Below are 26,484 nucleotides of genomic sequence, written 5' to 3'. Positions count from 1 at the left end.
ATCTCGCCGAATAGATGCATTACGTGCCCGGCATGACAAATAATAAATTAAATAAATCCCAAATCGAAAAAATCCGATATCCGAAATAAAAAAATGAAACTTTACAGTACTAACAACACATCATCACAAGTATCTTTTAAAGACGCTGTTTTTAACAGCATGCCGCAGGATAAAGGTTTATATATGCCCATCAGCATTCCCCGTTTAGATGCTGATTTTATTAACAACCTTGATAAATATACATTGCCTGAGATAGCTTTTCATATTGCTCAAAACCTACTCGGCGATTCCATACCTGCGCATGACCTTAAAGCCCTGATCAATAATGCCATTAACTTCCCTGCACCGGTTGTAAAGCTGGATGAGAATGTTCACGTGCTGGAGCTTTTCCACGGCCCTTCGCTGGCATTTAAAGATTTTGGCGCCCGTTTCATGAGCCGTGTAATGAGCTATTTTTTAGAAGAAGGCGAAAAACAACTTGATGTGCTGGTTGCCACCAGCGGTGATACCGGCGGCGCGGTAGCTTTAGGCTTTTTGGGCGTGCCCAATACCCGTGTAACTATATTGTACCCCAAAGGCAAAGTGAGCGGCGTGCAGGAGCAGCAGCTTACCACCAACGGCCAAAATATACGTGCGCTTGAAGTTGATGGTACTTTTGATGATTGCCAGGCGCTGGTTAAACAAGCGTTTACGGATGCGGAACTGAACGAGAAATTCAGGCTAACGTCGGCCAACTCTATCAACATTGCCCGTTTAGTGCCGCAAACTTTTTACTACTTTAATGCCTATGCACAGTTGTTAAGGCAGGGCGTTAAAAAGGTGATCTTCTCGGTACCGAGCGGAAACTTTGGCAACATTGGCGCTGGTTTGCTGGCCTGGAAAATGGGATTGCCGGTTGAAAAATTTATTGCCGCTACCAACGTAAATGATACTGTTCCCGCATTTTTGAAAACCGGGGTTTATGAGCCCAAACCATCAGTGGCTACGCTTTCAAACGCGATGGATGTGGGCAACCCAAGCAACTGGGTGCGTATTGCCGATATGTTTAAACAGGATATGGATGAGCTTAAAAAACTGGTTGTGGGCTTTAAATATAATGATGAAGAGACTGTAAAGGCCATCAACTGGGTTTTTGATACCTATGGTTATGTGGTGTGCCCACATACCGCTATAGCCTGGCAGGCCTTAACCGACTATCAGCATGATCATGCCAGCGCCGATACCGCGGGTGTGTTTTTATCAACAGCCCATCCGTGCAAGTTCCCTGATGTTTTCAGTGAGGCGATCAGCGCTAAGATCGAGATCCCTGAACAGGTGAAAGAGCTGGCATCAAAAACCAAGCTGGCAGTACCATTGGGTAAAGATTTTGAAGGATTTAAAGCTTATTTGTTAAGTGCTGAATAAGCCGGGCATCGCGTTATTATTAAAGTATAAAAATCATTGATCTATTTCAGGAAATTAAGGGATATTTGGTTTGTGAAACTTAATTCAATGTTCAACAGAAATTTAATTTTTATACTTTACCTGCTCCTTATTTCATTTACCGCCTGTAACAGCGGGAAAACGTTTGACCGCGACAAATGGAATTATGGCGACGGTTTAACTTTTCCAAACCGTAACCGGATGCTGAACGACCTGCTTGAGAATCAAAAGCTAAAGGGGAGGAAGTACTACCAGGTAATTGGGATGCTACATCGGCCGCAGGGGGGCGATTCAACCATGATGTATTACGAGATAGTCCGCAATATTGAACCGGGATCTGCCCCGTACAGAAAAAACCTTGTCCTTTACCTCAGTAAGGATTCAGTTGTAACAGGCACCAAAATTGTGGAAAGCGGAAAGAAATGATCAATACTATAATTTTCGACCTCGGCGCGGTTTTAATTGACTGGAACCCGCATTATTTATACAAAACCATATTTGATGATGAACAGGAAATGAAAAATTTCCTGGCAAACATCTGTACTCCCGATTGGAACGAAGAACAGGATGCCGGCCGCTCCTTACAGGATGGTACCGATATACTGGTAGCCCAGTTCCCGGAGCATGAAGCCAATATCCGCGCGTTTTATGGCCGCTGGCAAGAAATGCTGGGTGAACCTTTTCATGGCACGGTTGAACTGCTGCGCCGCTTAAAGGATAGCGGAAAATATAAACTGTATGCCCTTACTAATTGGTCGGCCGAAACCTTCCCGGTGGCTATGCAGCGCTATGATTTCCTGAGCTGGTTTGATGGCATTGTAGTTTCGGGCACCGAAAAAATGCGTAAACCAGCATCTGAGTTTTACCAGCTCCTGCTTAACCGTTATGGGGTGAACATAAACGAAGCGCTGTTTATTGATGACAATTATCGAAACGTGCTGGCTGCCGAGAAAGTAGGTATTAAAACCATCCATTTTACCTCTTCGGAACAGCTGGAAAAAGAACTGACCGAACAGAACTTGCTTTAAAATACTTTATTAGAACGAATGTCATTTCGAACGACAGAGAGAAATCTTGTACGCCTTACATGCTGATTACACGGCGTAGAAGATTTCTCTTTCGCATCCTCCACATTCCTCTCCTTGCTCTATCGAAATTACATTTAGGCTACTTCGTCCCTCATTCGAAAGCAAGGAAGCCTGTCATTTCGAACGATAGTGAGAAATCTTGTACACCTTACATGGTAATTTCCACGGCGTAGAAGATTTCTCTTTCGCACCCTCACTCATTCCTCTCTTTGCTCTATCGAAATGACATTTTTGAAGAGCTATTATATAAACCAGAAGTTTTTCAACCTGCTGTTTAATTTTTGCTAAAAAACACGCCCATTGGAAGTAAAATACTGATTACTTGATCCGGCTGTTCAGTTCTGATAACGGCATGGTAACCATGCGCCCAATTGGTTTTTTGCCTCGGTAAGTGATCACCCGCAATGTGGTGGCATCCTTTGGTGCATCAATGGGCCCGGTGTATTTTGGATAAAACCTGTCGGGGAACGAGTTGTCAAAACTGTAATAAATATCCAGACCCTCAACCTCATTCGTCAGGGTAATCTTCAGGGTATTATCCGGATTACGAACGGCAGTAAATGACGGGTCATAAACGCTTGGGGCATATTTGGTTTCGGCCTCATCAAATCGGTTAAATTGTTTTTCAACCTTACCAAAAAAGTAGTTCCAGTTTTTCTTTTCCTTCGGCGACCATACCGATTCGGCAATAGCCATTCCCCTTGGCCAGGTCATATACTCCGCCTGGCGAATGTTGTAAACCTGCTCTGTCCATAAATTAGCCTGGCCGCCTTTTATCAATTTGGCATCAACGCTATCAGGCACCGGTTCAAACTCGTATGATTTACTCAGGCGCAGCGTGGCGTAGATCTTGGTCTCGTTCACACGGTCGCTCTGCATATAATCAAGGTAGGCAAATGTGGTAGGGCTCATAACCACCTCATGACCCATTTTGGCCGCTTCAATGCCACCTTTTATGCCTCTCCAGCTCATTACAGCCGCGTTGGGCCCCAGGCCGCCCTCAATGATCTCGTCCCATCCCATGAACTTTTTACCTTTTGACTCTACAATTTTTTCCAGCCGTTTCTCAAAATAGCTCTGAACTTCCTGCTGGGTCTTTAGGTTTTCCCGGGTCATCAGGGCCTTAATGGCATCGCTTTGTTCCCAGAAATTTTTGGCGCATTCATCGCCGCCCATATGTATATAACCGAAAGGGAACAGCTGCGCAATCTCCGTTACAACTTTGTCTAAAAAGGTATATACGTTCTCATTGGCAGGGCAAAGGGTGTTATCAACAATAGCGGTATTATGCGGGCCGTTCCAGTTCATGAATGGCTCGCCCGAATTAACTACATATTTATCAGCGCCGGGCGTGCAAGACAATTCCGGGTAAGCAACCACCGCCGCAAGGCTATGCCCGGGCACATCAATCTCGGGCAGTATATCTACAAACCTGTCTTTGGCGTATTGCACCAATTCTTTAATATCATCCTGGGTATAAAAGCCGCCATAGGTACGCGGCTCATCCGCGGCAGGCGGCGTAAACGTACCAAACTGCCCAACCTTTTTTACGTTATAAGCACCAACAGTGGTTAGTTTAGGCAAGCTTTTGATCTCCACGCGCCAGCCCTCATCATCAGTAAGGTGCAGGTGCAGCAGGTTAAACTTATACTTCACCATAGCATCTATATATTGCTTTACCTCGGCTTTGGTAAAAAAGTGGCGCGCCACATCAAACATCAAACCCCTCCAGGCAAAGCGGGGATAATCGGTAATTTCAACACAAGGCGCTGCCCATTTTACATTTTTAACTGGCTCGATGCTTTCAATTTCCGATGGAAATAATTGCATCAGGGTTTGTACGCCATAAAACAGGCCGGCTGCCTCATTAGCCCTGATCACTATCTTTTTTGCTTTTACAGATAATTTATATCCTTCTTTGCCTATCAGTGTATCGGCTGTTTTATTCAGAACCAACCTGATCGATGCCGTTGGCGCAACAGTTTTTATAGTAACTGTTGAACCAGGAGCGGTTGATAGTTTCTTTTTAAGATAAGCCGATACCCCGGCAACCTCCGGTTGTGCGCCGGCCTCAACTATAACACGTTTAGGCAACAGGAACTGACCGGCAAACCGTGCAGCTTTCACCGGTTCGGGAATAATGGACAAGCCTGCCGGGGCTACCTGGCCAAATGATAAAAAGTGCACCATGCAGCCGCAAAGCAATAAGGATAATTTTTTCATACAGAGGGTTTTGGTTTATTAACGTCACGCAAATTAAACTTTTTAAATAATATTAAAAAGTTGCAGGCTAAATTTTGTTCTTTTATATTGCATACAAATACATCCGGTATTTGCGCCCCCTGCAATATATTACCGGATAGCATTTACCAATTATTTATTTACCTGACCTTCAAATAATAAAACCTATGGCAACCAACAGACGAAAATTTTTAAAGCAATTTGGCACTTCGGTCATCCTAACCTCGGCATCACTTACCAGCCTGGCTGCAAAGGAAGAGCATGAGCAGCGCATATTACAGGCCGAAAAACGTGTTAGCCCGAACGATAAGATCAGAATAGCTACCATAGGCATGGGCATTATGGGCTTTAACGATACCCGTGCGGCGCTAAGCGTACCGGGAGTTGAGCTGGTGGCCTGCTGCGATCTGTATAAGGGCCGGCTGGAGCGTGTTAAGGAAGTTTATGGTAACAACATTTTTACCACAACTAACTATCATGACATATTGAACCGCAAGGATATTGATGCCGTAATTGTTGCCACCAGCGACAACTGGCATACCCCCATTTCTATTGAAGCCATGCACAAAGGCAAAGCAGTTTATAGCGAAAAACCCATGGTGCACCATATTAGCGAAGGACTCAAAGAAATAAAAGCGCAGCAGGACACCAAAGCGGTGTTCCAGGTTGGCAGCCAGCGGGTAAGCAGTATTGCTTTCAAAAAAGCGCAGGAATTATACCAGGCAGGCGCCATCGGCAAGATCAATGCGGTTGAGGCATCTTTTAGCAGGCAAAGCGCGTTGGGGGCCTGGGAATATACCATCCCGCTTGACGCATCGCCTCAAACGGTGGGGTGGGACCAGTTTCAGGCCAATAGCAAGGTGAAGCATGGTTATGACAGCAACCGCTTTTTCAGATGGCGCAATTACCGCGAATATGGCACAGGCGTAGCCGGCGACCTTTTTGTGCACCTGCTTACCGGCATCCATTTCATAACCGGCTCTAAAGGTCCTGACAAGATATTTTCAATAGGGGGGCTCACTTACTGGAAAGATGGCCGGAATGTGCCTGATGTGATGAGCGCGGTGATCTCCTATCCCGAATCGCCAGAGCACCCAGCTTTTCAGGCTACGTTACGGGTAAACTTTGTGAGCGGCGAAGGCGAACGCTCTTCAACAAAAATAATAGGCTCTGAAGGGGTTATTGACATGAGCGATGGCGGCGGCTTTACCATACACAAAAGCAAAATGCCCGTGGCACCGGGCTATGGCGGCTGGGATTCATTTGAAACCTATCCCGTAGCCATGCAAAAGGCAATTGTTGAAGATTATAATAAAAAGTACTCCGCTGCCGACCAGCAAGCCCCTCGCCTGGACGATGTTACCTACCGCGAGCCCGAAGGTTATAACGATTCAAACGAGCACTTCGCCAATTTTTTTGATTCTATGCGGACGGGTAAACCTGTTGTTGAAGATGCCGTATTTGGTTTCCGCGCCGCGGCCCCGTGCCTGGCCTGCAACGACAGCTATTTTGAAAACAAGATCATTAAATGGGATCCGGTGAATATGAAGCTGGTGTAATTAATTATATTATAAAAAACAAGCAAGGCTTTGGGGTTCCCAAAGCCTTGCTTGTTTTTTTATCGGTGATTAAGCTCCGTGTTGCTCTTCGTGAATTTCTTCTTCGCGGAACAGTTTTGCGCTTAAATAATCGTTATTCATGCGGGCAATATTGGTTAGCTTAATTTCCTTAGGACATTCTGCTTCACAGGCGCCGGTATTGGTACAGCTGCCAAAACCTTCTTCGTCCATTTGTGCTACCATTGATTGTACACGGCGGTAACGTTCGGGCTGTCCTTGCGGCAGCAAACCTAACTGGGTTATTTTGGCCGATACGAACAGCATGGCCGACGCATTTTTACATGCCGCTACACAAGCGCCGCAACCAATACAGGTGGCAGAGTTAAAGGCCTCGTCGGCTATTATTTTAGGGATGGCTATAGCATTACCGTCGGGTACGCCGCCGGTGTTCACTGATACATAACCACCAGCCTGTTGTATACGGTCAAAAGCAGAGCGGTCAACCGCCAGGTCCTTTATCACCGGAAATGCCGAGGCGCGCCATGGCTCAATGGTAATGGTTTCGCCATCATGAAAGGTGCGCATGTGCAGCTGGCAGGTTGTAATGGCACGCTTTGGCCCGTGAGGGTGCCCGTTAATGTATAAAGAGCACATTCCGCAAATACCTTCGCGGCAATCGTGATCAAAATGGATAGGCTCGTCGCCCTTATGGGTTAAACTCTCGTTTACAACGTCAAGCATTTCAAGGAATGACATATCAGGCGAAATATTTTCGGCCTTGTAGGTCACAAATTTTCCCGCGGTCTGCGCGTTTTTTTGACGCCATACTTTAAGCGTCAGGTTCATATTTCCGTTCATTCTATTTAGATTTGAGATATGAGATTTGAGATATGAGACATTCTGTTTATTTACTAATTCAATAACATCTTTTGAAATGCATAATTCATTTTTTGCAACTCTTCAATCTGTTTAAGCAAGTCATTTAACAAATCGTCTTTTAATAAATTTAACTTATTTGATATAACTAATTGTGTTTGTAACTCATAAGCAGAACCATTGGCTATGCCTAAAAAGTTACAGAAGTCTTTTTTTGAGTTCCTCCCTGCGCCTTCGGCAATATTTGAAGAGATGGAAACTGCAGCGCGCCTGATTTGATTAGTTAGCCAAACTTTTCGTCTGATGGATAACTCACAGTTGCTTTATATACATCAACCGCCAGATCAACCGCTTTATTCCAAATTTTCAACTCCTTTAAATTATGCATGCTTTGGGTAAATTTGAGATATGAGACAGAATTCCTTGAAACCGTACAAGCAAAAGTCTCAAATCTCATATCTAACATCTCAAATCTTACTTATAACTTCTCTGTGTTAAATGCACTGATTCAAATACCAGCTCTTCTTTGTGCAGTACCTCGGGTTGGTTTTCGCCTTTAAATTCCCAGGCTGCTACAAAGGCAAAGTTATCATCGTCGCGCAATGCTTCACCTTCTTCGGTTTGTGATTCTACCCTGAAGTGGCCTCCGCATGATTCACGGCGCATCAGCGCATCGTCAACCATCAGTTCGCCAAGCTCAATAAAATCAGCTACGCGGCCGGCTCTTTCCAATGAAGCATTAACTTCCTCGTTTTCGCCGGTTACAATGGCGTTCTTCCAAAAATCAGCTTTCAGCTCCTGTATCAGGCCTTTTGCCTTCTTCAGGCCTTCTTCGGTACGGGCCATTCCGCAATATTCCCACATAATATGGCCAAGATCGCGGTGGTATTCATTAACTGTTTTGGTGCCTTTTAGCGCAAGCAGTTTATTTACATGCGCAATTACTTCTTTTTTGGTTTGCTCAAAAGCAGGGTGCGAAGTATCAACCTTTTTAGGACCGATGGTAGCCAGGTAATCGCCAAGGGTGTAAGGGATTACAAAATAACCGTCAGACAGGCCTTGCATTAATGCAGATGCACCCAGGCGGTTAGCCCCGTGATCAGAAAAATTACACTCGCCCAAAGCATAAAGGCCCGGTACGTTGGTACTTAAATTATAATCAACCCAAAGGCCGCCCATGGTATAGTGTACGGCAGGATAAATACGCATAGGTTGTTTGTATGGGTTCTCGTTGGTGATCTGTATATACATATCAAACAAGTTACCATACTTGGCAGCAACCGTTTCTTCGCCCAGGCGCTTTATAGCATCGGCAAAGTCAAGGAATACAGCAAAGCCCGATGAGCCTACGCCGCGGCCTTCTTCAACCATTTCCTTAGCGTTACGTGAAGCCACATCGCGCGGAACAAGGTTACCGAATGACGGGTATTTACGTTCCAGGAAGTAATCGCGGTCTTCTTCTTTAATCTGGTCGGCTTTGATCAGCCCTTTACGCAGCTGCTCGGCAAGTTCAACCGTTTTTGGCGCCCAAACCCGTCCATCATTACGTAATGATTCTGACATCAGCGTTAATTTAGACTGGTGATCGCCGGATACCGGGATACAGGTTGGGTGTATTTGAGTATAGCATGGGTTGCCAAAGAAAGCGCCGCGTTTGTGGGCCCTCCAGGCAGCAGTTACGTTTGAACCGATAGCGTTTGTTGACAGGTAGAACACATTGCTGTAGCCGCCTGTACACAACAGCACCGCGTGGCCTGAGTGCGTTTCAATAGCACCGGTGATCATGTTACGGGTAACAATACCTTTGGCATGGCCATCAACGACAACCACATCAAGCATTTCGGTACGGGTGTACATTTTTACTTTGCCAGCGTGTATCTGGCGATTAAGCGCTGAGTACGCTCCTAACAACAGTTGTTGTCCGGTTTGGCCGCGGGCATAAAACGTACGTGATACCTGCGAACCGCCGAAAGAGCGGTTATCCAGCATGCCGCCGTACTCACGGGCAAATGGAACACCCTGTGCTACGCACTGGTCAATAATGTTTACAGATACTTCGGCAAGGCGGTATACATTGCCTTCGCGGGCGCGGTAATCACCGCCTTTAATGGTATCATAGAACAAGCGATAAACACTATCGCCATCATTCTGATAGTTTTTTGCCGCGTTTATACCACCTTGTGCCGCAATAGAGTGCGCACGGCGGGGGCTGTCCTGAAAGCAAAAAGATTTTACGTTATAACCCAGCTCGGCCAGTGAAGCCGCGGCCGAAGCTCCTGCCAAACCGGTACCTACAATAATAATATCGTATTTACGCTTGTTGGCCGGGTTAACCAGCTTCAGGTTAAATTTATGCTTGCTCCATTTTTCGGCTAATGGGCCTTGAGGAATTTTAGCATCTAAACTCATTTCTCTTATAATTTATATTAGTGAGTGGTTGAGTGGTAAGTGGTGAATGTGTAAGCGGTGAGTGATTAACAACACCTTGCCATATTCAACCTGTTACAACCTGATCAACCATTTAACTTAATCAACTTAAATTAGCCTTTGTGTACAAAAAAGTAATACACAGGCATAAGGGCAAAACCCAGCGGTATAATAACCGCAAACAACCATGTACCTATTGCATATACTATAGGTGTATACTTACGGTGTACCCAACCCAGCGAGCGAAAAGCGCTCTGGAAACCATGTAACAGGTGAAATGACAAGGCACCCATAGCTATAACATAGATAAGTACATACCAGATGTTACCAAAGGTATGTGTTACACGTGCATGAAGGTCTTTTACCCTCACTATTTCCACATTGTTTTCAGTAGAAACAGAGTGATTGAAATCGGCAGATGCCGGTGTATAGGCCGACTCTGTAGTTTGGCCTGTAGCCAGGTCGGTACGATACTCCTTAAAACCAACTTCGTTGGTGTATTTATATTTGTACCAAAAATCGCCCATGTGTATCACTATAAACACAAACAGGATTGATCCTAAAAGTCCCATGTTTTTCGATGACCAGCTGGCATCTGATTTTGGCTGTACTGCATAACCCACCGGGCGGGCCTTGCGGTTTCTAACCGTTAAAACAACAGCATATACCGCATGTACTACTATACACAGGTACAAGATCCATGCAACAACTTCAATTGGTGGAAAGTGTGTTAAGAAGTTTGCATACACATTAAAACCAAAACCATTATCGTTGCTAAACAACAGCAGGTTGCCCCCAAGGTGCACTATTAAAAAAGTACACAAAAACAAGCCTGTTAAAGCCATGATCAGCTTTTTTCCCAGCGATGAGTTAAAGGTTTGTTTAAATTCGCTCATTATGAAATAGATTTATTTTTGGCAAAAGTATTTATTAAATGCCAAAAGATAGAAATGCAATTGGCTTATTACCCGCTAAATGGCTATTTAGAATCAATCTAAGAAATTACTTTCAAATTACACTGTGTTCTCTATATAATTGGTTTAAAAAACAGGGTGAATTTGATGTCCGCAGCGCTAAACTAATCGTTTGGGATATACTTTCTCCGCGCCGGCCGAACGGCTTCGGGCCAAAGCGGGCAGGACTTGCTGGCCTGGTTCGGCCGAGGGGGGATTAGCAATTTTGCCTGAACAAGACCGGTGTGGCAAAGAAGCATTTCTGGCGACTTGATAATTAATTAGAGATTAAGTATATCCTTAAACTGTTAAATGATAATTTTATAAGAAAGTTCTAATATCTTTCATAGCATCATGAAAGCACTGTTAAGCCTAATAAAGTGACCTGTTTTGATTGTGATGCTAATACCAAACAGACTGACGGTAAAGAGTACCAATGGTCAAACGGGCATAAGTTTAAAAAATGAAAAGATATACGATTTTGATCATTGGTTGTTTATTATGTCTATCAGGATGCGGAATGTTCTGTTTCGGAGTATCAATGTTTGCTTATCAAGGGCCTCCTTTAACTCCGTTTAAGAGCAAGTTAGGAGAGATTTCATTTTCCTGGTGGCTACCAACTATTATAGTGGGTGCAATCTTTTTAGTTTTTACTAAAAAGCCAAGTAAATAAATTACTTAACTTCTGTGGCTTGATACGTTATGGCCTCCTATCAAGACAAAAGTAACAGCCCTGGGATACAATTGGCGCTCTGCGATAGGTTTGTTCGCTCTGTATAGCATGCGGTTGCCACGCTACGCTCGCAATGACATGGGAAGATGATGCTTTTATTGCAAATGGGTAACGATAGGCTATTCGCTCTGTATAGCATAGAGATTGCTTCGTTCCTCGCAATGACGGGTATTTTTTTATTAATGGGCCGGGGGTGGATGAGTAATGCTGTAATTTTTTAGTTAATCAATCGCCATCACTTTATCTTTTAAAACCGCGAATATCCTGTCGGTTTTTTGGCTACGGATAGCCACCTTGCCGGTAAATTTACCGAAAGAGGGTAATATGGCCTGTCTGCCGCCAAACGCGAAACAAGGCAGGGTAATCTGTTGCCGTCCGCGCCCGCTTAAACAAACGCCGGGATGGATGTGTCCGCAAAAAACGTATCCCTCAGCGTTTTGCAGCTCATCGCCCTGCAATGGCTGATGCATCAGTAAAAAAGGACCCAACAACAGCTCGTCATATAGTTGAATATTTAATTGCTGGTAATGGCTATCGGCAATAATATCATGGTTTCCCCTGATCAGGATGATCTGTAAGCCGGGGAACTGACTGCGCCAAAGGATGAACCAGTCCCAGTCGTTATTCATGTCGCTATGAAAGAGGTCACCCAGGAACAACAGTTTTTCGGGCCGGTGCTCATATACCAGGTCAGACAGGGTAGCCAGGTCGCTTTGCTCCATATCGCGTGGTACGGCAATGCCTGCTTTGCGGAAGTGGCCAACCTTGCCAAAATGCACATCGGCAATAATCAAAGCTTTTTGCTGCTCCCAGTATATGGCTTTTTGAGGAAGCAGGGAGAGGTTTTGCCCGAGTAAATTAAATGGAGTTGCCGCACTGATCATCATAGAACGGCAAATTTAAAAAATTTATTCGGCGGATGGAGAAGTTGCTGTAGTTGTAAACTGTAGCTGTCCGAAGTCTCTGACTTCGGACTTTTATGCAGGTAGTCTGAAGACTACCGCGTGGATAACTGCAAGCCTTGATTGTAAAAGCGGCGGTAATTGTTTGATTTAGTGTAGCGCGGGTTTCATATCCGCCGTAATGGTATAAAGCCAATTGAAACCGAACCGATATGAAATTACAAAGACTTATTATGACGCCGTTGGCCCTGCTTGGTTTAGCTGCCTGCCATAAAGATAATGCCGAACCGGTAAAATTATCAGGCACCTATACAGGTATATTTAAATCAACCAGCCCAAATGCCGCGAGCGGTACAGTAAAACTTGTTGTTACCGATAAAACATACCTGGCGGAATTAAAAACTTTTATGAGGATTGAAAGCCGTGGTACATATACTATAAATAATAATCAAATAACTTTTAAAGACAGCACCGCGCATACCGCAAACTTTGACTGGAGCTTGCTGCTGAACGGCGTTTATGAGCAAAGTGCAAAGAACGATAGCCTGATACTGGTTAAAAAAGGCGAAGGCTATAGTTATATGTACAGGTTGAAAAAGCAGTAGGTCTTCCAGTGTTGTCATACACCTCCACTGCTATTGGGACGGGGGAGAAATCTGGCATGATTAATAGCCGGTGCCGAAACACTGCCGGGCAGCCTTTACATCATTATATATCTATATTAAAACAACATCATAAATTTCTTATTACTTTTACTGCAACCAATACGGTTTACATGAGTAATACCTTTAACCGACCCATTCGCGTTTTAGTTGCCAAGGTGGGGCTTGACGGGCATGACCGCGGAGCTCGCATTATTGCCACCTCCCTGCGCGATGCCGGCATGGAAGTAATTTATACCGGCCTGCGTCAAACACCCGAAATGGTGGTGAACACCGCCCTGCAGGAAGATGTGGATGCCATAGGCATATCCATATTGTCAGGAGCGCACATGACCGTTTTCCCCAGGATAATTAAGCTGATAAAAGAAAAGCAAATGGATGATGTGCTGCTTACCGGCGGCGGCATTATACCCAATGATGATATGCTTGCGCTAAAGCAATTGGGCGTTGGCGAGCTGTTTCCTCCCGGTACCAATACCCAGGATATTGTTGCCTATATTACAACCTGGGTGCATGAGCACCGTAATTTTTAATGACCAGAAGCCATGGAATATCAAAATTTACTGATACAAAATAAAGACCGCATACAATACATTATTATAAACCGCGAAAGCAAGCTTAACGCGCTGAACAAAGACACCCTTACCGAACTGCATACCGCGTTCTCTGAGGCTTTTAAAAACCCGGCAGTGGGTGGCATTATTATTACGGGCGCGGGCCCTAAAGCCTTTGTAGCCGGGGCCGACATCAGCGAGTTTGCACATTTTGATGTTGCGGGCGGCACAGCCCTCGCACAGCAGGGGCACTCTAAAGTGTTTGATCTGATTGCTAACGGCAACAAACCGGTAATAGCGGCAATAAACGGTTTTGCACTGGGCGGCGGCCTGGAACTGGCCATGGCCTGCCACATCCGCATGGCGTCTGAAACGGCAAAAATGGGTTTGCCCGAAGTAACGCTGGGTTTAATACCTGGTTATGGGGGCACACAGCGTTTGGCCCAGTTAATTGGCAAGGGAAAAGCTTTGGAAATGATCCTTACCGCTGATATGATAACGGCGGTAGAAGCACAGCAGTTTGGCCTGGTTACCCACGTGGCCTGCCCGGAAGACCTGCTACCCGCGGCCGAGGAACTATTGCAAAAGATATTATCAAGGGCGCCGCTGGCGTTAGCCTCGGCCATTCGCGCGGTAAACGCCGGATATACGGATGGCATAAATGGTTATCAAACCGAAATTGAGGAATTCGGCCATTGTTTTGGCACCCGCGATTTTAAGGAAGGTGTGGACGCTTTTTTAGGAAAACGAAAGGCAGAATTCAAAGGCGAATAGCGCATCTCCATTTTTAAGCTTTTCGCACCGCCAAAAAACTAAACTGAAATTTTAAAAAACCAGACGCGTTTCTGGTTTTTGAACAAATTGAGCGTTTTCTCGCTAAAAATGTGTTAAAAGCATTATAAACATCAATAAAACGACTTCAAAACACTTCTTTTTTAAGCTTGACCCTGCATTAATTTTACAAAAACCAGTGGGTTAAAATCTATTTTTACAATACCCTGACCATAAGACCCATTTGGTCAAAAAATAAATCATTGTTAATCAATTGATTAAATATTCATGACTTTTGGATGAAAAATCATATATGATTCTGTGCTTTACTTTGCACTGTGTTTATAAAAACATATATCAAAAACACACAATTGTTATGAAAAATACATTTAAAATTTCAGCCCTTGTTTTAGCATTTGCAGGATTTGCAGTAGGCGCTAAAGCACAAACATCTACCCCTTCAACCACATCAACTACAACTAAAGACGGTATCCGCTACAGCATCGGTGTTGATGCAGGTATCCCTCTTGGAGATTTTAAGGACAGCCACAAATGGAACTTAGGTGGTTCGGTACAGGCAGATATCCCGGTTCTTTCAAACCAGTTATTTGTAACCGTTAACGCTGGTTATAATAACGTATTCGGTAAAAAAGATATCGGTGGTGTTGCTGGCGCTGACGCTACTGATCTTCACTTAATACCAGTTAAAGCCGGTTTAAAATACTTCCCTATCGAGAACTTTTACGTTCAAGGCGAAGCTGGTGCAGCATTCTTGTTAAACAAATCTGACGTTAATGCTACCAAATCAACCGCGTTTGTTTATGCTCCTCAGGTAGGTGTTCAATTTCCTGTAAGCGCAAACGGTAACTTTATTGATGCTGGTATCCGCTATGAAGCAACTACCAAGTACAATAGCGCGTTTGATGCCAGCAAAGTTAATTTCCTGGGTATTCGCATAGCGTACGGGTTTTAATATGGCCCTACTTATACCTATAAGCAAAAGGGGACGGTCAATTGACCGTCCCCTTTTGCTTATGTGCTTTTTTTATATTTAAGCGCCGTTTTAAAATAAAGCTCCATAAATTAGCAACATTGTTAGTAACTTAACACGTTTAAATACATTTACCGTTATCAGTATTGCTTTTATGAAGAAAATCCTCATCATTGATGATGAAGTTAATGTGGCTTTATTGCTATCCAAATTTTTAATTCGCAACGGCTTTGATGTTAGTACCGCTTCAAGCGGCACAAGTGGTATGGAGGCGCTTAAAAACGATGAATTTAACCTTGTGCTGTGTGATTTTAGGCTGGAAGATACTGACGGCCGCGAGATGCTCAGAAATATAAAAAGTCAATATCCTAAAACCGGCGTAATTATTATTACCGGATATTCAGATATTAAAATGGCAGTTGAGCTTATTAAGATGGGCGCCTATGATTATATTACCAAGCCTTTATATCCAGATGAGATATTAAATACTATTAACAAGGCTGTTGAAACCCATTACGCTCTGGTAGAGGAGAGTGACAGTGACACCGTAATTATCGACAAATCAAAAAGCAAAGACAATAAAAAACAGGTATTTGTTAGTGAATTTGTAGCCGGCAACAGTAAGGCTTCAAAAGAGTTACTTCGGCAGATAGAACTTGTAGCGCCTACCAATTACAGCGTGATCATACTGGGCGAAAGCGGCACGGGAAAAGAATCGGTAGCCAAAAGCATTCACCTGAACAGCCCAAGGCATAACCAGCCTTTTATTGCCATGGATTGCGGCTCACTAACTAAAGAGCTGGCTGCCAGTGAATTCTTCGGACACGAAAAAGGGTCATTTACCGGCGCTTTATACACCAAGATAGGCCACTTTGAAATGGCTAACGGAGGCACTTTGTTTTTAGATGAAGTAGGGAACCTTTCATACGAGATACAAGCGGCTTTGCTGCGCACCGTTCAGGAACGGAAAGTAAAGAGGATAGGCAGCACAAAAGAAATTGACCTGGATGTTCGCATTATTATAGCTACTAATGAAAACCTGCTTGATGGTATACAAAAAGGTAAATTCAGAGAAGACCTTTATCACCGTTTTAATGAGTTTACCATATATATGCCGCCCCTGCGCGAGCGTGGTAGTGATATTATGCTATTGGCTCAACATTTTTTAAAGATGGCCAATAATGAGCTCGGACGCAATGTAACTGCATTTTCGCCCGAGGTTATTGATTGTTTTATGAATTACAGGTGGCAGGGGAATATACGGGAACTTAAAAATGTGATCAGACGGGCGGCTCTGCTGGCCGAAGACAACGAGATTACGATGAAAGCGCTTCCGCTGGAGATTTCAAATTTTAAAAACACCTCATTTGAACAATCCTTTGCCCCAATTTATGAAGCGCCTGAACTGAAAGAAACGCGGCACGATCTTAAAAACGCAGCGCTCGAGGCCGAATATGAAACCATTATTAAAGTTTTAAGAGAGGTAAATTTTAATAAAACAAAGGCAGCCGAGATATTGAACATCGACCGGAAAACATTATACAACAAAATGAAGGCTATAAACCTCAAATAAAATGGAAGATCAGCGGCAAGGGACAGAACACAACGATGATAACCTGCGTCAGCTGAGGCACGACATAAAAAATCAGCTTTCAAACATTCATCTCGCACTTGAGCAATTGAAATATGAGATCCCGGAAATTTCTGCCGATTGTTTGTTTTATCTGGATACAATTTCAACAAGTTCAAAGCAAATAGACAACCTGCTTAATACCCTTAAATAGCATTTTATAAATGCATATTACTTTAAAAAACGCTAAACCAATTTGGTGTTTTTTTGTTTTATATACAGCATAAACTAACTAAGCCTTAATGTCAATTTTTAATTATAAACAACGTAATAACATCATCCTGGTGAGCATTGTTGTGCTGGGTTGTTTTTTGTTGTATGCACTTAGCGGTTTATTTAGTTCCATATTAGGAGCCATTGTATTATTTACCATTTTTAGGCCCCTGTACATTACACTTGTCGACAAAAAAGGCTGGAATAAAGCACTTGTTGCCTTATTTATCATTTTCTTTTCGCTGATAGTCATAGTTATTCCGTTCTTATCGCTAAGTATAATGGTTGTTGGTAAAATTTCCAGCATCAATATCAAATCGCTGCCTATTGATCAATGGACTTCCAAAATAGATGCTTTTGCCGCTACAAATCTTAACCAGCCACATTTTGCCGAAAACACCTTACAAAAATTAGGGACTTTTGCTACCGAACTATTCCCATCCATATTGAGCAGCGCGGCAAACATTATCATAACCCTGCTGGTTTTATATTTCTTGTTGTATTTTATGCTCACCCAAATAAAAGAGTTTGAAGCGGGCCTGTTAAAATACGCGCCCTTTCGCGAGCAGCATGCATTAAAATTTGCGGCTGCCCTGCGCGATTCTACCTATTCCAACGTTTTAGGACAGGGAATAATAGCAATTACGCAAGGCACCTTACTGGCCATGGGCTTTTATGCATTCAAAATTCCGGATGCTGTATTCTGGGGAGTTATAGGCGCCTTTATTTCGTTTTTACCGGTTGTGGGGGCACCAACACTATGCATACCTGCCAGTATTATACTATTTGCACAAGGACATACTTTAAGTGGCATTTTACTTTTAGCATATGGCCTGTTATTCATAGGCAATGTTGATAACGTTTTACGGATGATCATCAACAGGCGCATCGCTAATACCCATCCTATCATATCAGTGATCGGGGTATTTATCGGATTGCCGCTTTTTGGAATTTTAGGCCTGGTTTTTGGACCAGTATTGTTATCTTACTTTTTATTGTTGCTGGAGATATACGAAACTAACAGAATGGCCGCTGATCGCCTTGAACGAATACGAACAACGCCAGAGAACTGACAAATTGAACACTTTTGTGAACACAACAACAAAACATTATGAGCTCAAAAGTGATTTTATATAAAAATTACAAACAAATTTGCTGATCTGTAATATTTGGCAGGATATTTAATCATATTAAAACAAATGTTCAACTTAAAATTATATTACAATGAATGATAACACAAAAGTAGTTGTTGCATTGCTTGCCGGTTTGGCAGCGGGGGCAGCTTTAGGGATCTTATTTGCGCCTGATAAAGGTAACGAAACACGCGACAAGCTCACTGAATCATTAAAAAATCTGGGCGATTCAATTAAAGAAACCGCCGCAGCCGAAATTGATAACCTGGTGGGGTTAAAAGACAAGGTGGTTGAAAATATAAAATCAAAGATTAGAGGTGCAGAAGAAGAGTACCAGGATGATCTGGAACACGCATAATTTACATTGTCCCGGATGATCTGTTTTTTGGATTGGATTGTCCGGGATCTATAAAATAAATATCTATGGAAGCCAAAAAGGAAACACCACCACTGCCGCCAATTGTTGATCAGCTAAAAGAATACGCCGAAACGCGATTCAAGCTGTTAAAATATGAAGCTATTGAGGGTGGAACTTCAATTTTAGCAAGTATGATCACTGATGTCATTACGGCTATAAGCATGATATTGGCTTTTATATTTGCCAGCTTTACCTTAGCTTATTATTTGTCCGACGTGTTAGATTCATTTTGGGAGGGTTTTGGATGTGTTGCGCTTATATATTTAATAATAGCAGTTATTATAAAACTTAACAAAGAGCGTATTGAAAAACCACTTGCTAACCTCTTTATCCAAAAAATATTTAAAAAATAAAAGCCATGGACTTCCAGATAAAGAATATTGAGGATCTGAGAGAGGAGATATCCAGGATCAGGATTATTCAAGAGCAGCAAGGGGTAGCATTGGCTAAACGCTTTAATAGCCCTTCAGCAATATTTTCAAGCATAATGTCCCTGATAAACTCAGGGAGTAATGACGATGGGGATAAACAGCCAAGTATTTTTAATCAGGATCTTTTAGGGCTGTTATCAAGAATTGTATTACCTGTCACCCTGAATAAAACCGTGTTCAAACGGTCAAACATCTTGGTTAAAGCATTAGTTGGCCTATTATCGCAAAAAGCGTCAAATTATATCAGTGGCGATGCGGTTCATACCATATGGGACAAGGCAAAATCAATTTTTAGCGGCATGTTAAAATCCAAACCACAAAGTACATCAAAGCCAATGCCGCATGTGCCGCCGCCGGTTGTTATGTAGTGTATTTTAACCAAAAGTTTTACAATTTACAGAAAAGGCTATTTTTGCACTTTATTTAATAAAGTGGGAAAAGATAAATTAAAACGCTTTGCCGAAATTGAAACCTTTAGCAACGTACTACAACTGGAGGCGGGTAAGCCTTTTAAAGGCCAGTGGAGCAATGCTTTTTTTAAAAACAACAATCCGGTAGTTTTGGAGCTGGCCTGCGGTAAAGGCGAGTACACTGTAAACCTGGCCAACTTGTTTCCTAATAAAAATTTTATTGGCATTGATTATAAAGGCAATCGTATTTGGCGCGGTGCCAAAACAGCCATTGAAGATGGTGTAACAAACGTTGCGTTTTTACGCATCCAGATAGAAAACCTGCTTGATTATTTTTACGACGGCGAAATTGATGAGATCTGGATAACTTTTCCAGATCCCCAGCCACAGTTGAGCCGAGAAAAAAAGCGCCTTACTTCTCCGCGTTTTCTCGATAAATACATTAAAATACTAAAACCGGGCGGCTGCGTCAATTTGAAAACAGATAATGACGGTCTGCACGCTTACACTGCCGAAAAAATAGAGGAACTAAAGCTAAAACTGCACGTTAAAACCGAAGACCTTTATCAGTCGCTTCATGCGGATGATGTATTATCGATCAAAACATATTACGAAAAAAAATATTTAAAGGATAATAAGAACATTAACTATCTTAAGTTTTCTTTTGCGTAAACTGATAAATGGACGATATTAATTTTTTTGATAAGGTGTACCAGGTAGCCCGGCTTATACCACCGGGGAGAGTAACCTCATACGGTGCAATTGCCAGTTATTTAGGAACTAAAGGGTCATCGCGCATGGTTGGCTATGCTATGCAGGCCGCCGGCAAGGTAGTTCCTAAAGTGCCTGCACACAGGGTGGTAAACCGGCAGGGCCTGCTTACCGCTAAATTTCATTTCGGGGGCGATTTGATGCAGCAACTGTTGGAAAGCGAAGGGGTTAAGGTAAAGGACGATCAGGTGCAGGATTTTAAAAACCTGTTTTGGGATCCGGCCATCGAGCTGGCGTTATAAAAATTGCAACAGCTCCATCCTGTTGCCAAACGGATCAATAAAAGCAAAACGCTCGCGGCCCGGGATCAGCGGTTCTTCAACTATTTCAACTCCGTTACTTACTAAATGTTTACGGGCGGCGGCAATATTGCTAACCTCAAACGCTGTATGCCTTATGGAACGGGGCAAACTATCTTCAACCCCGATATGCATTTCTATATCAGCCACTTTAAACCAATAACCGTCTGACGAGAACACATCGGGCCGTGTTATTGGCTGAAGGCCTATAACACGGGTATAAAAAAGTCTTGCTTCTTCCAATTTTTCATGAGGAACACAAATGTGTATATGGTCGGCCCGTTTAAAGTTGATCATGATCGCGGATTGTCTTTAGCTTTTCGGGTTGAAGAAATGCTGTAATAGCCCATCTTCCATCCTGATGCTCCGGTAAAGATAGATCACCGGGCTATTTAAACAAATAATTTACACCAAATTGAAATGCGGATAAGTCCGTTGTGTAATAAATATATCTGGTTATGGATGCAGGTATCCAGTAGGTACCGTAAATCTCAATGTGTTTGTTGATCTGGGTTCCTGCTTTTATAGGAAGAGAAATAACAAGGCTCTGAAACTGCGGGTATTTATTCTGGGTTGTAACAACACCATAGCTATAGGTAGTAACGTAGTTGTAATTATTATACTTAAAAACATTCACCGCTAACCCCACATCAAAAAACGCTTTTAAATTATCTGTGGAATAAAAATTATACAATATCTGCGGCGTTATTGCGGCATTAAATTGCTTGAAATCAAGATCATATTTTGTAGGACCGGTACCTTGCTGTTTCGAAAACTTAAATCGGTTCATAGCAGCAGCCACTTCCAACCTTACAACCAGCCTTTCGGTGTATTTGTTCAATAAAAAATCCATCCCTCCCGATATAACCGGCGAAAAAGCATTGTCGCTCGACCCTTCTTTAAAAGGGGCCACGGTATTGTCGCCCTTAAATTGTAGCTTACTGCTCCTTACTCCGGCCCCGGCAAAAAACCGCACACTTGAATTTATATGAACCGACTGCTGTGCTTTAGTACCGCCGTTTATCCCTATGGCAATGTCAGAAAGGTCATGTTCTGTATATGTTGCCTTCTGTATGCGTGTCAAAATCCCTTTATTATCCGGTTGGTACATGACCGCCAGTCGCAATAACTGACCAGTGTAACTGTTTATACTTGAAATGGATCGGTTTTCCTCATCATAGTACAAATATTGCTTTAAGCTAATAACGGTTTTAAGGCGCTTATCTAATACATAATAACTTGATTTAATGCTGTTCGTATATACATAAAGCGAGATATTTTTCCCGTCTACAACGTTTTTTAAGAAAACGGTATCTGTTACGTATGCAGTATCAAGCTTATGGCTTAATTGCGTCAGCTCAACAGTACTTGTGGTAATATTAACAACAAAACGATCATAGTATTCCGAATTATTTATTCCGAACGCATTCGCATTTAATACTGAAATTTTTTGGGGCGAACCGCTTAACGTTTGTTTGAAGGTGATCTCTTCGGGATTTCTGGCCCATTCCCGGTAGTCAATAAACCCATTTAATGTATCATTCTTAAAATTAACAACATAGCCGGGTTTGTAATTGCTTTGAGCGTTTAAAAAAAGAGGTACAACTGACAATAAAAGTACAACACAAATAAAATATTTCATATATAAGATTTAGGTTTGCTAAATATATTGGATTTTTTTTTTAAAAACTGAAGCGCCCTATAAATAGCATCAGAAATTTTACTTAATAAACTCATGGGAAAACTTATAGCAGAATTTGATGCCTACCGTACTAAAATGAACGATAGGATAATGGAGACAGCCAACACGAATATTAAACGTTTTTTTGCGCTTGATACAACCAGCTATGCCGAAGCCGCGTTAGATGTAAAGACTAAAGAAATGCTTGGCCTGGTAGCCAGCATGGTTTTACGTTGCGATGACTGCATAAAATACCACCTGGGTAAATGTCATGAAGCCGGCGTAACCAGCGACGAAATGAACGAAGTGTTTATGATTGCCAATCTGGTAGGCGGCTCTATCGTAATTCCCCATTACCGCCGTGCGGTAGAGTATTGGGATGAACTGAATGAAGATTAGCAAGTTGTGGGTTGTCTAAGTAATCATTTATAAATCGCACTAGTGGATTTATGTAACTCATAACTTCTCATTTGCAACAAGGTATTATCAAATTATTAAAACAGCTATGCCAACTGCTCATACAAAACTGCCAGATGAAAATTTAACCCGCTGTGCCTGGGCCGGCACCGATCCTTTATATAGAAAATATCATGATGAGGAATGGGGAAAAGAAACCCATGATGATAAAACGCTTTTTGAGTTCCTCGTGCTCGAATCGGCACAGGCCGGTTTAAGCTGGATCACCATTTTACGCAGGCGCGAGGGCTACAGAAAGGCGTTTGCCGGATTTGATGTAAAAAAAGTTGCCGCTTTTACCGATGAGGATGTTGAACGGTTAATGCAGGATACCGGCATTATTCGCAATCGCTTAAAAATTTTAGCAGCTATTAATAATGCACAGCTCTTTATTAAAGTACAACAAGAGTTTGGCTCATTTGATAAGTACCTGTACAGTTTTATGCCCAATGGTAAGCCCCTTGTTAATCACCCTGAACATACCGTCCCAGCCAGTACACCCATATCAGATGCTATAAGCAAGGATATGAAAAAGAGGGGATTTAAGTTTTTCGGAACCACCATTTGCTATGCTCATATGCAAGCCACCGGCATGGTGAACGATCATTTGGCCAGTTGCAGTTTTAAGTAAATTCAACCCGTTTGCAGACAAAAGCGCGTTTAACAAACTGCTTGTTGCGCCTCATTAAGGTATTTAATTCATTTTAATTCGTGCTATTGATGAAGCTTTTAATTCTATTTTTGCACAGAACCTTTATATTGTAAAGCTGCCAAGCATTAATGGTAAAAAGTCAAAGCCATTAATGACAATATAAAACTAGTGAACGTATCATGAAAAAACTATTTCTTTTGGATGGCATGGCCCTTATTTACCGGGCGCATTTTGCTTTAAGTAAAAGTCCGCGATTTACATCAAACGGACTAAACACATCGGCGGTAATGGGTTTTACCAATACCTTGCTTGATGTTTTGAAGAAAGAAAAACCAACACACATGGCCGTTGTATTTGATACCGACGCGCCAACCGAACGCCATACTGATTATGAGCATTACAAGGCCCATCGTGAAGCCATGCCCGAAGATCTGGCCAAAGCCCTGCCATATGTAATCAAAGTAATTTTGGGTTTTAACATACCGGTAATTACCTCCGATGGTTATGAGGCTGATGATATTATAGGCACACTGGCCAAAAAGGCTGAAAAAAAAGGCTATCAGGTTTATTGCATGACCCCCGATAAGGACTTTGCACAATTGGTATCTGAAAATATCCGCATTTACAAACCGGCCCGCATGGGTAACGAAATGGAGATCCTGGGTGTTAAAGAAGTACTGGAGAAATGGGAAATTGAACGGGTAGAGCAAGTTATTGATATTTTAGGCTTGTGGGGAGATGCTGTTGATAATATCCCCGGCATTCCCGGCATAGGCGAAAAAACAGCCAAAGCTCTAATTAAACAATACGGCTCTGTAGAGGAAATCATCAGCCATAGCCATGAGCTTAAAGGTAAACAGCGCGAAAATGTAGAACAATTTGCTGAGCAGGGATTGCTATCAAAAAAACTGGCCACCATATTGCTGGATGTGCCCGTTGAGCTCGATGAGGAAGGACTGGAGATTTGCGCGCCAAGTAAGGGGCTGCTGGAGCCGCTTTTTGCTGAATTGGAGTTCCGCACACTGGGGAAGCGTGTTTTTGGTGACGATTTTAGTATAACCGAAATGAAATCGGTATCGGTACAAACCGATCTGTTTGGCGAACCCGTTGCTACCGCCCGTAACACCATGACGGTTGATGTGGAGGATATATATGAAGACAACATCATTGCGGCGAAAAACATTGATAATGTACCTCATGAATACCACCTGGCAGATACCCTTGAAAAACGGGTAGAGCTGATCGATATATTACTCCAACAGCAAACCATTTGTTTTGACACGGAAACCACTGGTACTGATGCCAATCATTGCGAACTGGTTGGACTGTCATTTGCTGTTAAACCCGGACAAGCCTGGTATGTGCCCGTGCCGGCCAACCAGGATGATGCTAAAAGTATTGTAACAGAGTTTAAGCCGGTATTTGAACATAAACAAATTGGCAAGATCGGCCAAAATATAAAGTTTGATATTCTGATGCTCAAATGGTATGGCGTTGAAGTACAAGGTGACCTGTTTGATACCATGATGGCGCATTATGTGATAGATCCTGATACGCGGCATGGCATGGACATTTTGTCTGAAAACTATCTGAATTATAAGCCCGTTTCTATAACCGCGCTTATTGGCCCTAAAGGCAAAAACCAGGGCAATATGCGCGACGTGGAGATAGAAAAGATAAAAGATTACGCCGCTGAAGATGCAGATATCACACTGCAGCTTAAATCTGTTTTTGAGCCTAAATTAAAACAGGTGGAAAGCGAGAAGCTGATCAACGAGATTGAACACCCGCTGATATATGTACTTGCCGACATGGAATACGAAGGGGTGAAAATTGATCATAACACTCTTCGCGAGTTTTCAAAAGAACTGGAAACCGATATTGCCAAACTTGAAAAAACAGTTTATGACAAGGCTGGTGTGCGCTTCAACATTGCTTCGCCAAAACAACTGGGGGAGATATTGTTTGAAAAACTGATGCTTGATCCAAAAGCTAAGAAAACCAAAACAGGCCAATACCAAACCGGCGAGGATGTTTTGCTTTCGTTAGCCGCCAAAAGCGATATTGTGCGCGACATCCTGGATTTCCGCCAGTTGCAAAAATTAAAATCCACTTATGTAGATGCGCTGCCGCAAATGGTAAATCCTAAAACCGGGCGCGTGCACACTTCCTACAACCAGGCGGTAGCGGCAACCGGGCGCTTAAGTAGTGTTAATCCCAACCTGCAAAACATCCCTATCCGTACCGAGCGGGGCCGCGAGGTACGCAAAGCCTTTATCCCGCGCGACAGCGACCACAGTATCGTGTCGGCGGATTATTCACAGATTGAGTTGCGCATCATTGCAGAGATCAGTAAGGATGCCAATATGATGCAGGCATTTATCAACAACCTTGATATCCATACCGCCACAGCTGCTAATGTATATGGCATAAGCCCTGATGAAGTAACCAGCGATCAGCGCCGCAATGCCAAAGCGGTTAACTTCGGTATAATTTATGGCCAGTCGGCTTTTGGTCTTTCACAAAACCTGGGCATTCCGCGTAAGGAAGCGGCTGATATTATTGAACAATATTTTGCACAGTTCCCCGGTATAAAACAATACATGAGCAACACCATGAACTTTGCCCGCGAAAACGGTTATGTATGCACCCTGATGGGCAGGCGCAGGTACCTGCGTGATATTAATTCGGCCAATGCAACCGTACGCGGTTTTGCCGAACGAAATGCCATTAACGCGCCAATCCAGGGGTCGGCAGCTGATATGATCAAAATAGCCATGATCAATATCCACCGCGAGTTAAAAGCTCAAAAACTGGATGCCCGCATGACGATGCAGGTGCATGATGAGTTGGTTTTTGATGTGCCTAACCACGAAATTGAACTGGTTAAACCAATTATTATGCATAACATGAAAACCGCCATAAAAACCGAAGTGCCTATCCTCGTAGAAATTGGCACAGGCCTAAACTGGCTGGAAGCGCATTAAAGAACGGTATAAATAAACCCCGGTAGGGCAAAAAAACCTCCGCTGCCAAAACCAAGCGTTTTGATAGCGGAGGTTTTTAATTTTTGGCTGCTTAGCCTGTTTATACGGTTTTTTGATATAAACAAGGGGCTTTGTGTATCCAAATTAAAAAAGCCCTCCGGCCGTTTCGCTGATTTTAGTACAAATACTTCAAAGTAAAGCCTAAAACTTTACTAAGTTTTTTA

The 26,484-nt window shown here is 42.9% G+C and carries 28 protein-coding genes; 19 read left to right on the top strand and 9 right to left on the bottom strand.

Annotation, left to right across the window (positions count from 1 at the left end):
* Window positions 1–93: 93 nt before the first annotated feature.
* From thrC to J2W55_RS09375, 3 genes are all read left to right on the top strand, one after another.
* Window positions 94–1,404: a threonine synthase gene (gene thrC / locus J2W55_RS09385; protein ID WP_310094764.1), complete on the top strand. Its 1,311-nt coding sequence runs from the start codon at window positions 94–96 to the stop codon at window positions 1,402–1,404.
* An 87-nt stretch (window positions 1,405–1,491) separates the two neighbouring features.
* Entirely contained in the window at window positions 1,492–1,848 is a 357-nt protein-coding gene (locus J2W55_RS09380) for a hypothetical protein (RefSeq protein WP_310094762.1), read from the top strand.
* Window positions 1,845–2,450, top strand: coding sequence for an HAD family hydrolase (locus tag J2W55_RS09375; protein ID WP_310094761.1), 606 nt, complete (start codon window positions 1,845–1,847; stop codon window positions 2,448–2,450). The genes J2W55_RS09380 and J2W55_RS09375 overlap by 4 nt, the downstream gene beginning before the upstream one ends.
* Window positions 2,451–2,828: 378 nt before the next feature.
* Here the strand turns inward: J2W55_RS09375 and J2W55_RS09370 are convergent, their stop codons facing one another.
* Window positions 2,829–4,733 (bottom strand): beta-N-acetylhexosaminidase, encoded by a 1,905-nt coding sequence (locus J2W55_RS09370; RefSeq protein WP_310094758.1) that lies wholly within the window; start codon window positions 4,731–4,733, stop codon window positions 2,829–2,831.
* A 185-nt stretch (window positions 4,734–4,918) separates the two neighbouring features.
* On the opposite strand from J2W55_RS09370, the gene J2W55_RS09365 reads away from it, so the two are divergent.
* Window positions 4,919–6,310, top strand: coding sequence for a Gfo/Idh/MocA family protein (locus J2W55_RS09365; RefSeq protein WP_310094756.1), 1,392 nt, complete (start codon window positions 4,919–4,921; stop codon window positions 6,308–6,310).
* Between the two features lie 69 nt (window positions 6,311–6,379).
* Here J2W55_RS09365 and J2W55_RS09360 read toward each other — a convergent pair whose 3' ends face one another.
* From J2W55_RS09360 to pdeM, 6 genes are all read right to left on the bottom strand, one after another.
* Entirely contained in the window at window positions 6,380–7,168 is a 789-nt protein-coding gene (locus J2W55_RS09360) for a succinate dehydrogenase/fumarate reductase iron-sulfur subunit (protein ID WP_310094754.1), read from the bottom strand.
* 53 nt (window positions 7,169–7,221) lie between these two features.
* Entirely contained in the window at window positions 7,222–7,428 is a 207-nt protein-coding gene (locus J2W55_RS25850) for a four helix bundle protein (protein ID WP_310096477.1), read from the bottom strand.
* A gap of 41 nt (window positions 7,429–7,469) precedes the next feature.
* A complete protein-coding gene (locus tag J2W55_RS25845) occupies window positions 7,470–7,574 on the bottom strand; it encodes a four helix bundle protein (protein ID WP_310094752.1) in 105 nt (34 codons plus the stop codon).
* An 86-nt stretch (window positions 7,575–7,660) separates the two neighbouring features.
* A complete protein-coding gene (locus J2W55_RS09345) occupies window positions 7,661–9,595 on the bottom strand; it encodes a fumarate reductase/succinate dehydrogenase flavoprotein subunit (protein WP_310094750.1) in 1,935 nt (644 codons plus the stop codon).
* Between the two features lie 131 nt (window positions 9,596–9,726).
* On the bottom strand, window positions 9,727–10,509 hold the full coding sequence (locus J2W55_RS09340) for a succinate dehydrogenase cytochrome b subunit (RefSeq protein ID WP_310094747.1): 783 nt from the start codon (window positions 10,507–10,509) through the stop codon (window positions 9,727–9,729).
* A gap of 1,011 nt (window positions 10,510–11,520) precedes the next feature.
* Complete coding sequence (gene pdeM / locus J2W55_RS09335; protein ID WP_310094745.1) at window positions 11,521–12,186, bottom strand: ligase-associated DNA damage response endonuclease PdeM; 666 nt, start codon at window positions 12,184–12,186, stop codon at window positions 11,521–11,523.
* Window positions 12,187–12,413: 227 nt separating this feature from the next.
* On the opposite strand from pdeM, the gene J2W55_RS09330 reads away from it, so the two are divergent.
* The 12 genes from J2W55_RS09330 to J2W55_RS09275 all read left to right on the top strand — a co-directional run bounded on the left by J2W55_RS09330 (window position 12,414) and on the right by J2W55_RS09275 (window position 20,427).
* The gene (locus tag J2W55_RS09330; RefSeq protein ID WP_310094741.1) at window positions 12,414–12,806 is read left to right on the top strand and encodes a hypothetical protein; all 393 of its coding nucleotides are present in this window, start codon (window positions 12,414–12,416) and stop codon (window positions 12,804–12,806) included.
* A 170-nt stretch (window positions 12,807–12,976) separates the two neighbouring features.
* Window positions 12,977–13,396, top strand: coding sequence for a cobalamin B12-binding domain-containing protein (locus J2W55_RS09325; protein WP_310094739.1), 420 nt, complete (start codon window positions 12,977–12,979; stop codon window positions 13,394–13,396).
* Window positions 13,397–13,408: 12 nt separating this feature from the next.
* Window positions 13,409–14,191 (top strand): enoyl-CoA hydratase/isomerase family protein, encoded by a 783-nt coding sequence (locus J2W55_RS09320; protein WP_310094736.1) that lies wholly within the window; start codon window positions 13,409–13,411, stop codon window positions 14,189–14,191.
* 373 nt (window positions 14,192–14,564) lie between these two features.
* Window positions 14,565–15,161 (top strand): hypothetical protein, encoded by a 597-nt coding sequence (locus J2W55_RS09315; RefSeq protein WP_310094733.1) that lies wholly within the window; start codon window positions 14,565–14,567, stop codon window positions 15,159–15,161.
* Window positions 15,162–15,333: 172 nt separating this feature from the next.
* The gene (locus J2W55_RS09310) at window positions 15,334–16,752 is read left to right on the top strand and encodes a sigma-54-dependent transcriptional regulator (protein WP_310094731.1); all 1,419 of its coding nucleotides are present in this window, start codon (window positions 15,334–15,336) and stop codon (window positions 16,750–16,752) included.
* Between the two features lies 1 nt (window position 16,753).
* Complete coding sequence (locus J2W55_RS09305) at window positions 16,754–16,963, top strand: hypothetical protein (protein ID WP_310094729.1); 210 nt, start codon at window positions 16,754–16,756, stop codon at window positions 16,961–16,963.
* A gap of 88 nt (window positions 16,964–17,051) precedes the next feature.
* On the top strand, window positions 17,052–18,095 hold the full coding sequence (locus J2W55_RS09300) for an AI-2E family transporter (RefSeq protein WP_310094727.1): 1,044 nt from the start codon (window positions 17,052–17,054) through the stop codon (window positions 18,093–18,095).
* A gap of 151 nt (window positions 18,096–18,246) precedes the next feature.
* Entirely contained in the window at window positions 18,247–18,513 is a 267-nt protein-coding gene (locus J2W55_RS09295) for a YtxH domain-containing protein (RefSeq protein ID WP_310094725.1), read from the top strand.
* A gap of 65 nt (window positions 18,514–18,578) precedes the next feature.
* The gene (locus J2W55_RS09290; protein WP_310094724.1) at window positions 18,579–18,926 is read left to right on the top strand and encodes a phage holin family protein; all 348 of its coding nucleotides are present in this window, start codon (window positions 18,579–18,581) and stop codon (window positions 18,924–18,926) included.
* A 5-nt stretch (window positions 18,927–18,931) separates the two neighbouring features.
* The gene (locus J2W55_RS09285) at window positions 18,932–19,372 is read left to right on the top strand and encodes a hypothetical protein (RefSeq protein WP_310094722.1); all 441 of its coding nucleotides are present in this window, start codon (window positions 18,932–18,934) and stop codon (window positions 19,370–19,372) included.
* A gap of 63 nt (window positions 19,373–19,435) precedes the next feature.
* Window positions 19,436–20,086 carry a tRNA (guanosine(46)-N7)-methyltransferase TrmB gene (gene trmB, locus J2W55_RS09280; RefSeq protein ID WP_310094720.1) on the top strand — a complete coding sequence of 217 codons (651 nt, stop codon included), beginning with the start codon at window positions 19,436–19,438 and terminating at the stop codon, window positions 20,084–20,086.
* An 8-nt stretch (window positions 20,087–20,094) separates the two neighbouring features.
* Window positions 20,095–20,427 carry an MGMT family protein gene (locus J2W55_RS09275; protein WP_310094718.1) on the top strand — a complete coding sequence of 111 codons (333 nt, stop codon included), beginning with the start codon at window positions 20,095–20,097 and terminating at the stop codon, window positions 20,425–20,427.
* Here J2W55_RS09275 and J2W55_RS09270 read toward each other — a convergent pair.
* Together J2W55_RS09270 and J2W55_RS09265 are read right to left on the bottom strand one after the other, a co-directional pair.
* Window positions 20,422–20,781, bottom strand: a complete 360-nt coding sequence (locus tag J2W55_RS09270) for a VOC family protein (protein ID WP_310094716.1) — start codon at window positions 20,779–20,781, stop codon at window positions 20,422–20,424. The genes J2W55_RS09275 and J2W55_RS09270 overlap by 6 nt on opposite strands.
* 91 nt (window positions 20,782–20,872) lie before the next feature.
* The gene (locus J2W55_RS09265; protein WP_310094714.1) at window positions 20,873–22,126 is read right to left on the bottom strand and encodes a hypothetical protein; all 1,254 of its coding nucleotides are present in this window, start codon (window positions 22,124–22,126) and stop codon (window positions 20,873–20,875) included.
* A 93-nt stretch (window positions 22,127–22,219) separates the two neighbouring features.
* Between J2W55_RS09265 and J2W55_RS09260 the strand changes: the two genes are divergently transcribed.
* The 3 genes from J2W55_RS09260 to polA all read left to right on the top strand — a co-directional run bounded on the left by J2W55_RS09260 (window position 22,220) and on the right by polA (window position 26,260).
* Window positions 22,220–22,564 (top strand): carboxymuconolactone decarboxylase family protein, encoded by a 345-nt coding sequence (locus tag J2W55_RS09260; protein ID WP_310094711.1) that lies wholly within the window; start codon window positions 22,220–22,222, stop codon window positions 22,562–22,564.
* A 106-nt stretch (window positions 22,565–22,670) separates the two neighbouring features.
* Window positions 22,671–23,252 carry a DNA-3-methyladenine glycosylase I gene (locus J2W55_RS09255; protein WP_310094710.1) on the top strand — a complete coding sequence of 194 codons (582 nt, stop codon included), beginning with the start codon at window positions 22,671–22,673 and terminating at the stop codon, window positions 23,250–23,252.
* 200 nt (window positions 23,253–23,452) lie between these two features.
* The gene (gene polA, locus J2W55_RS09250) at window positions 23,453–26,260 is read left to right on the top strand and encodes a DNA polymerase I (protein WP_310094708.1); all 2,808 of its coding nucleotides are present in this window, start codon (window positions 23,453–23,455) and stop codon (window positions 26,258–26,260) included.
* Window positions 26,261–26,484 lie beyond the last annotated feature (224 nt).

It is taken from the genome of Mucilaginibacter pocheonensis (genome assembly GCF_031456535.1).
GTDB classification, from domain to species: domain Bacteria; phylum Bacteroidota; class Bacteroidia; order Sphingobacteriales; family Sphingobacteriaceae; genus Mucilaginibacter; species Mucilaginibacter pocheonensis.
The sequence above is the reverse complement of the archived record's forward strand: the minus strand, read 5'-3'. Positions and strand labels throughout refer to the sequence as shown.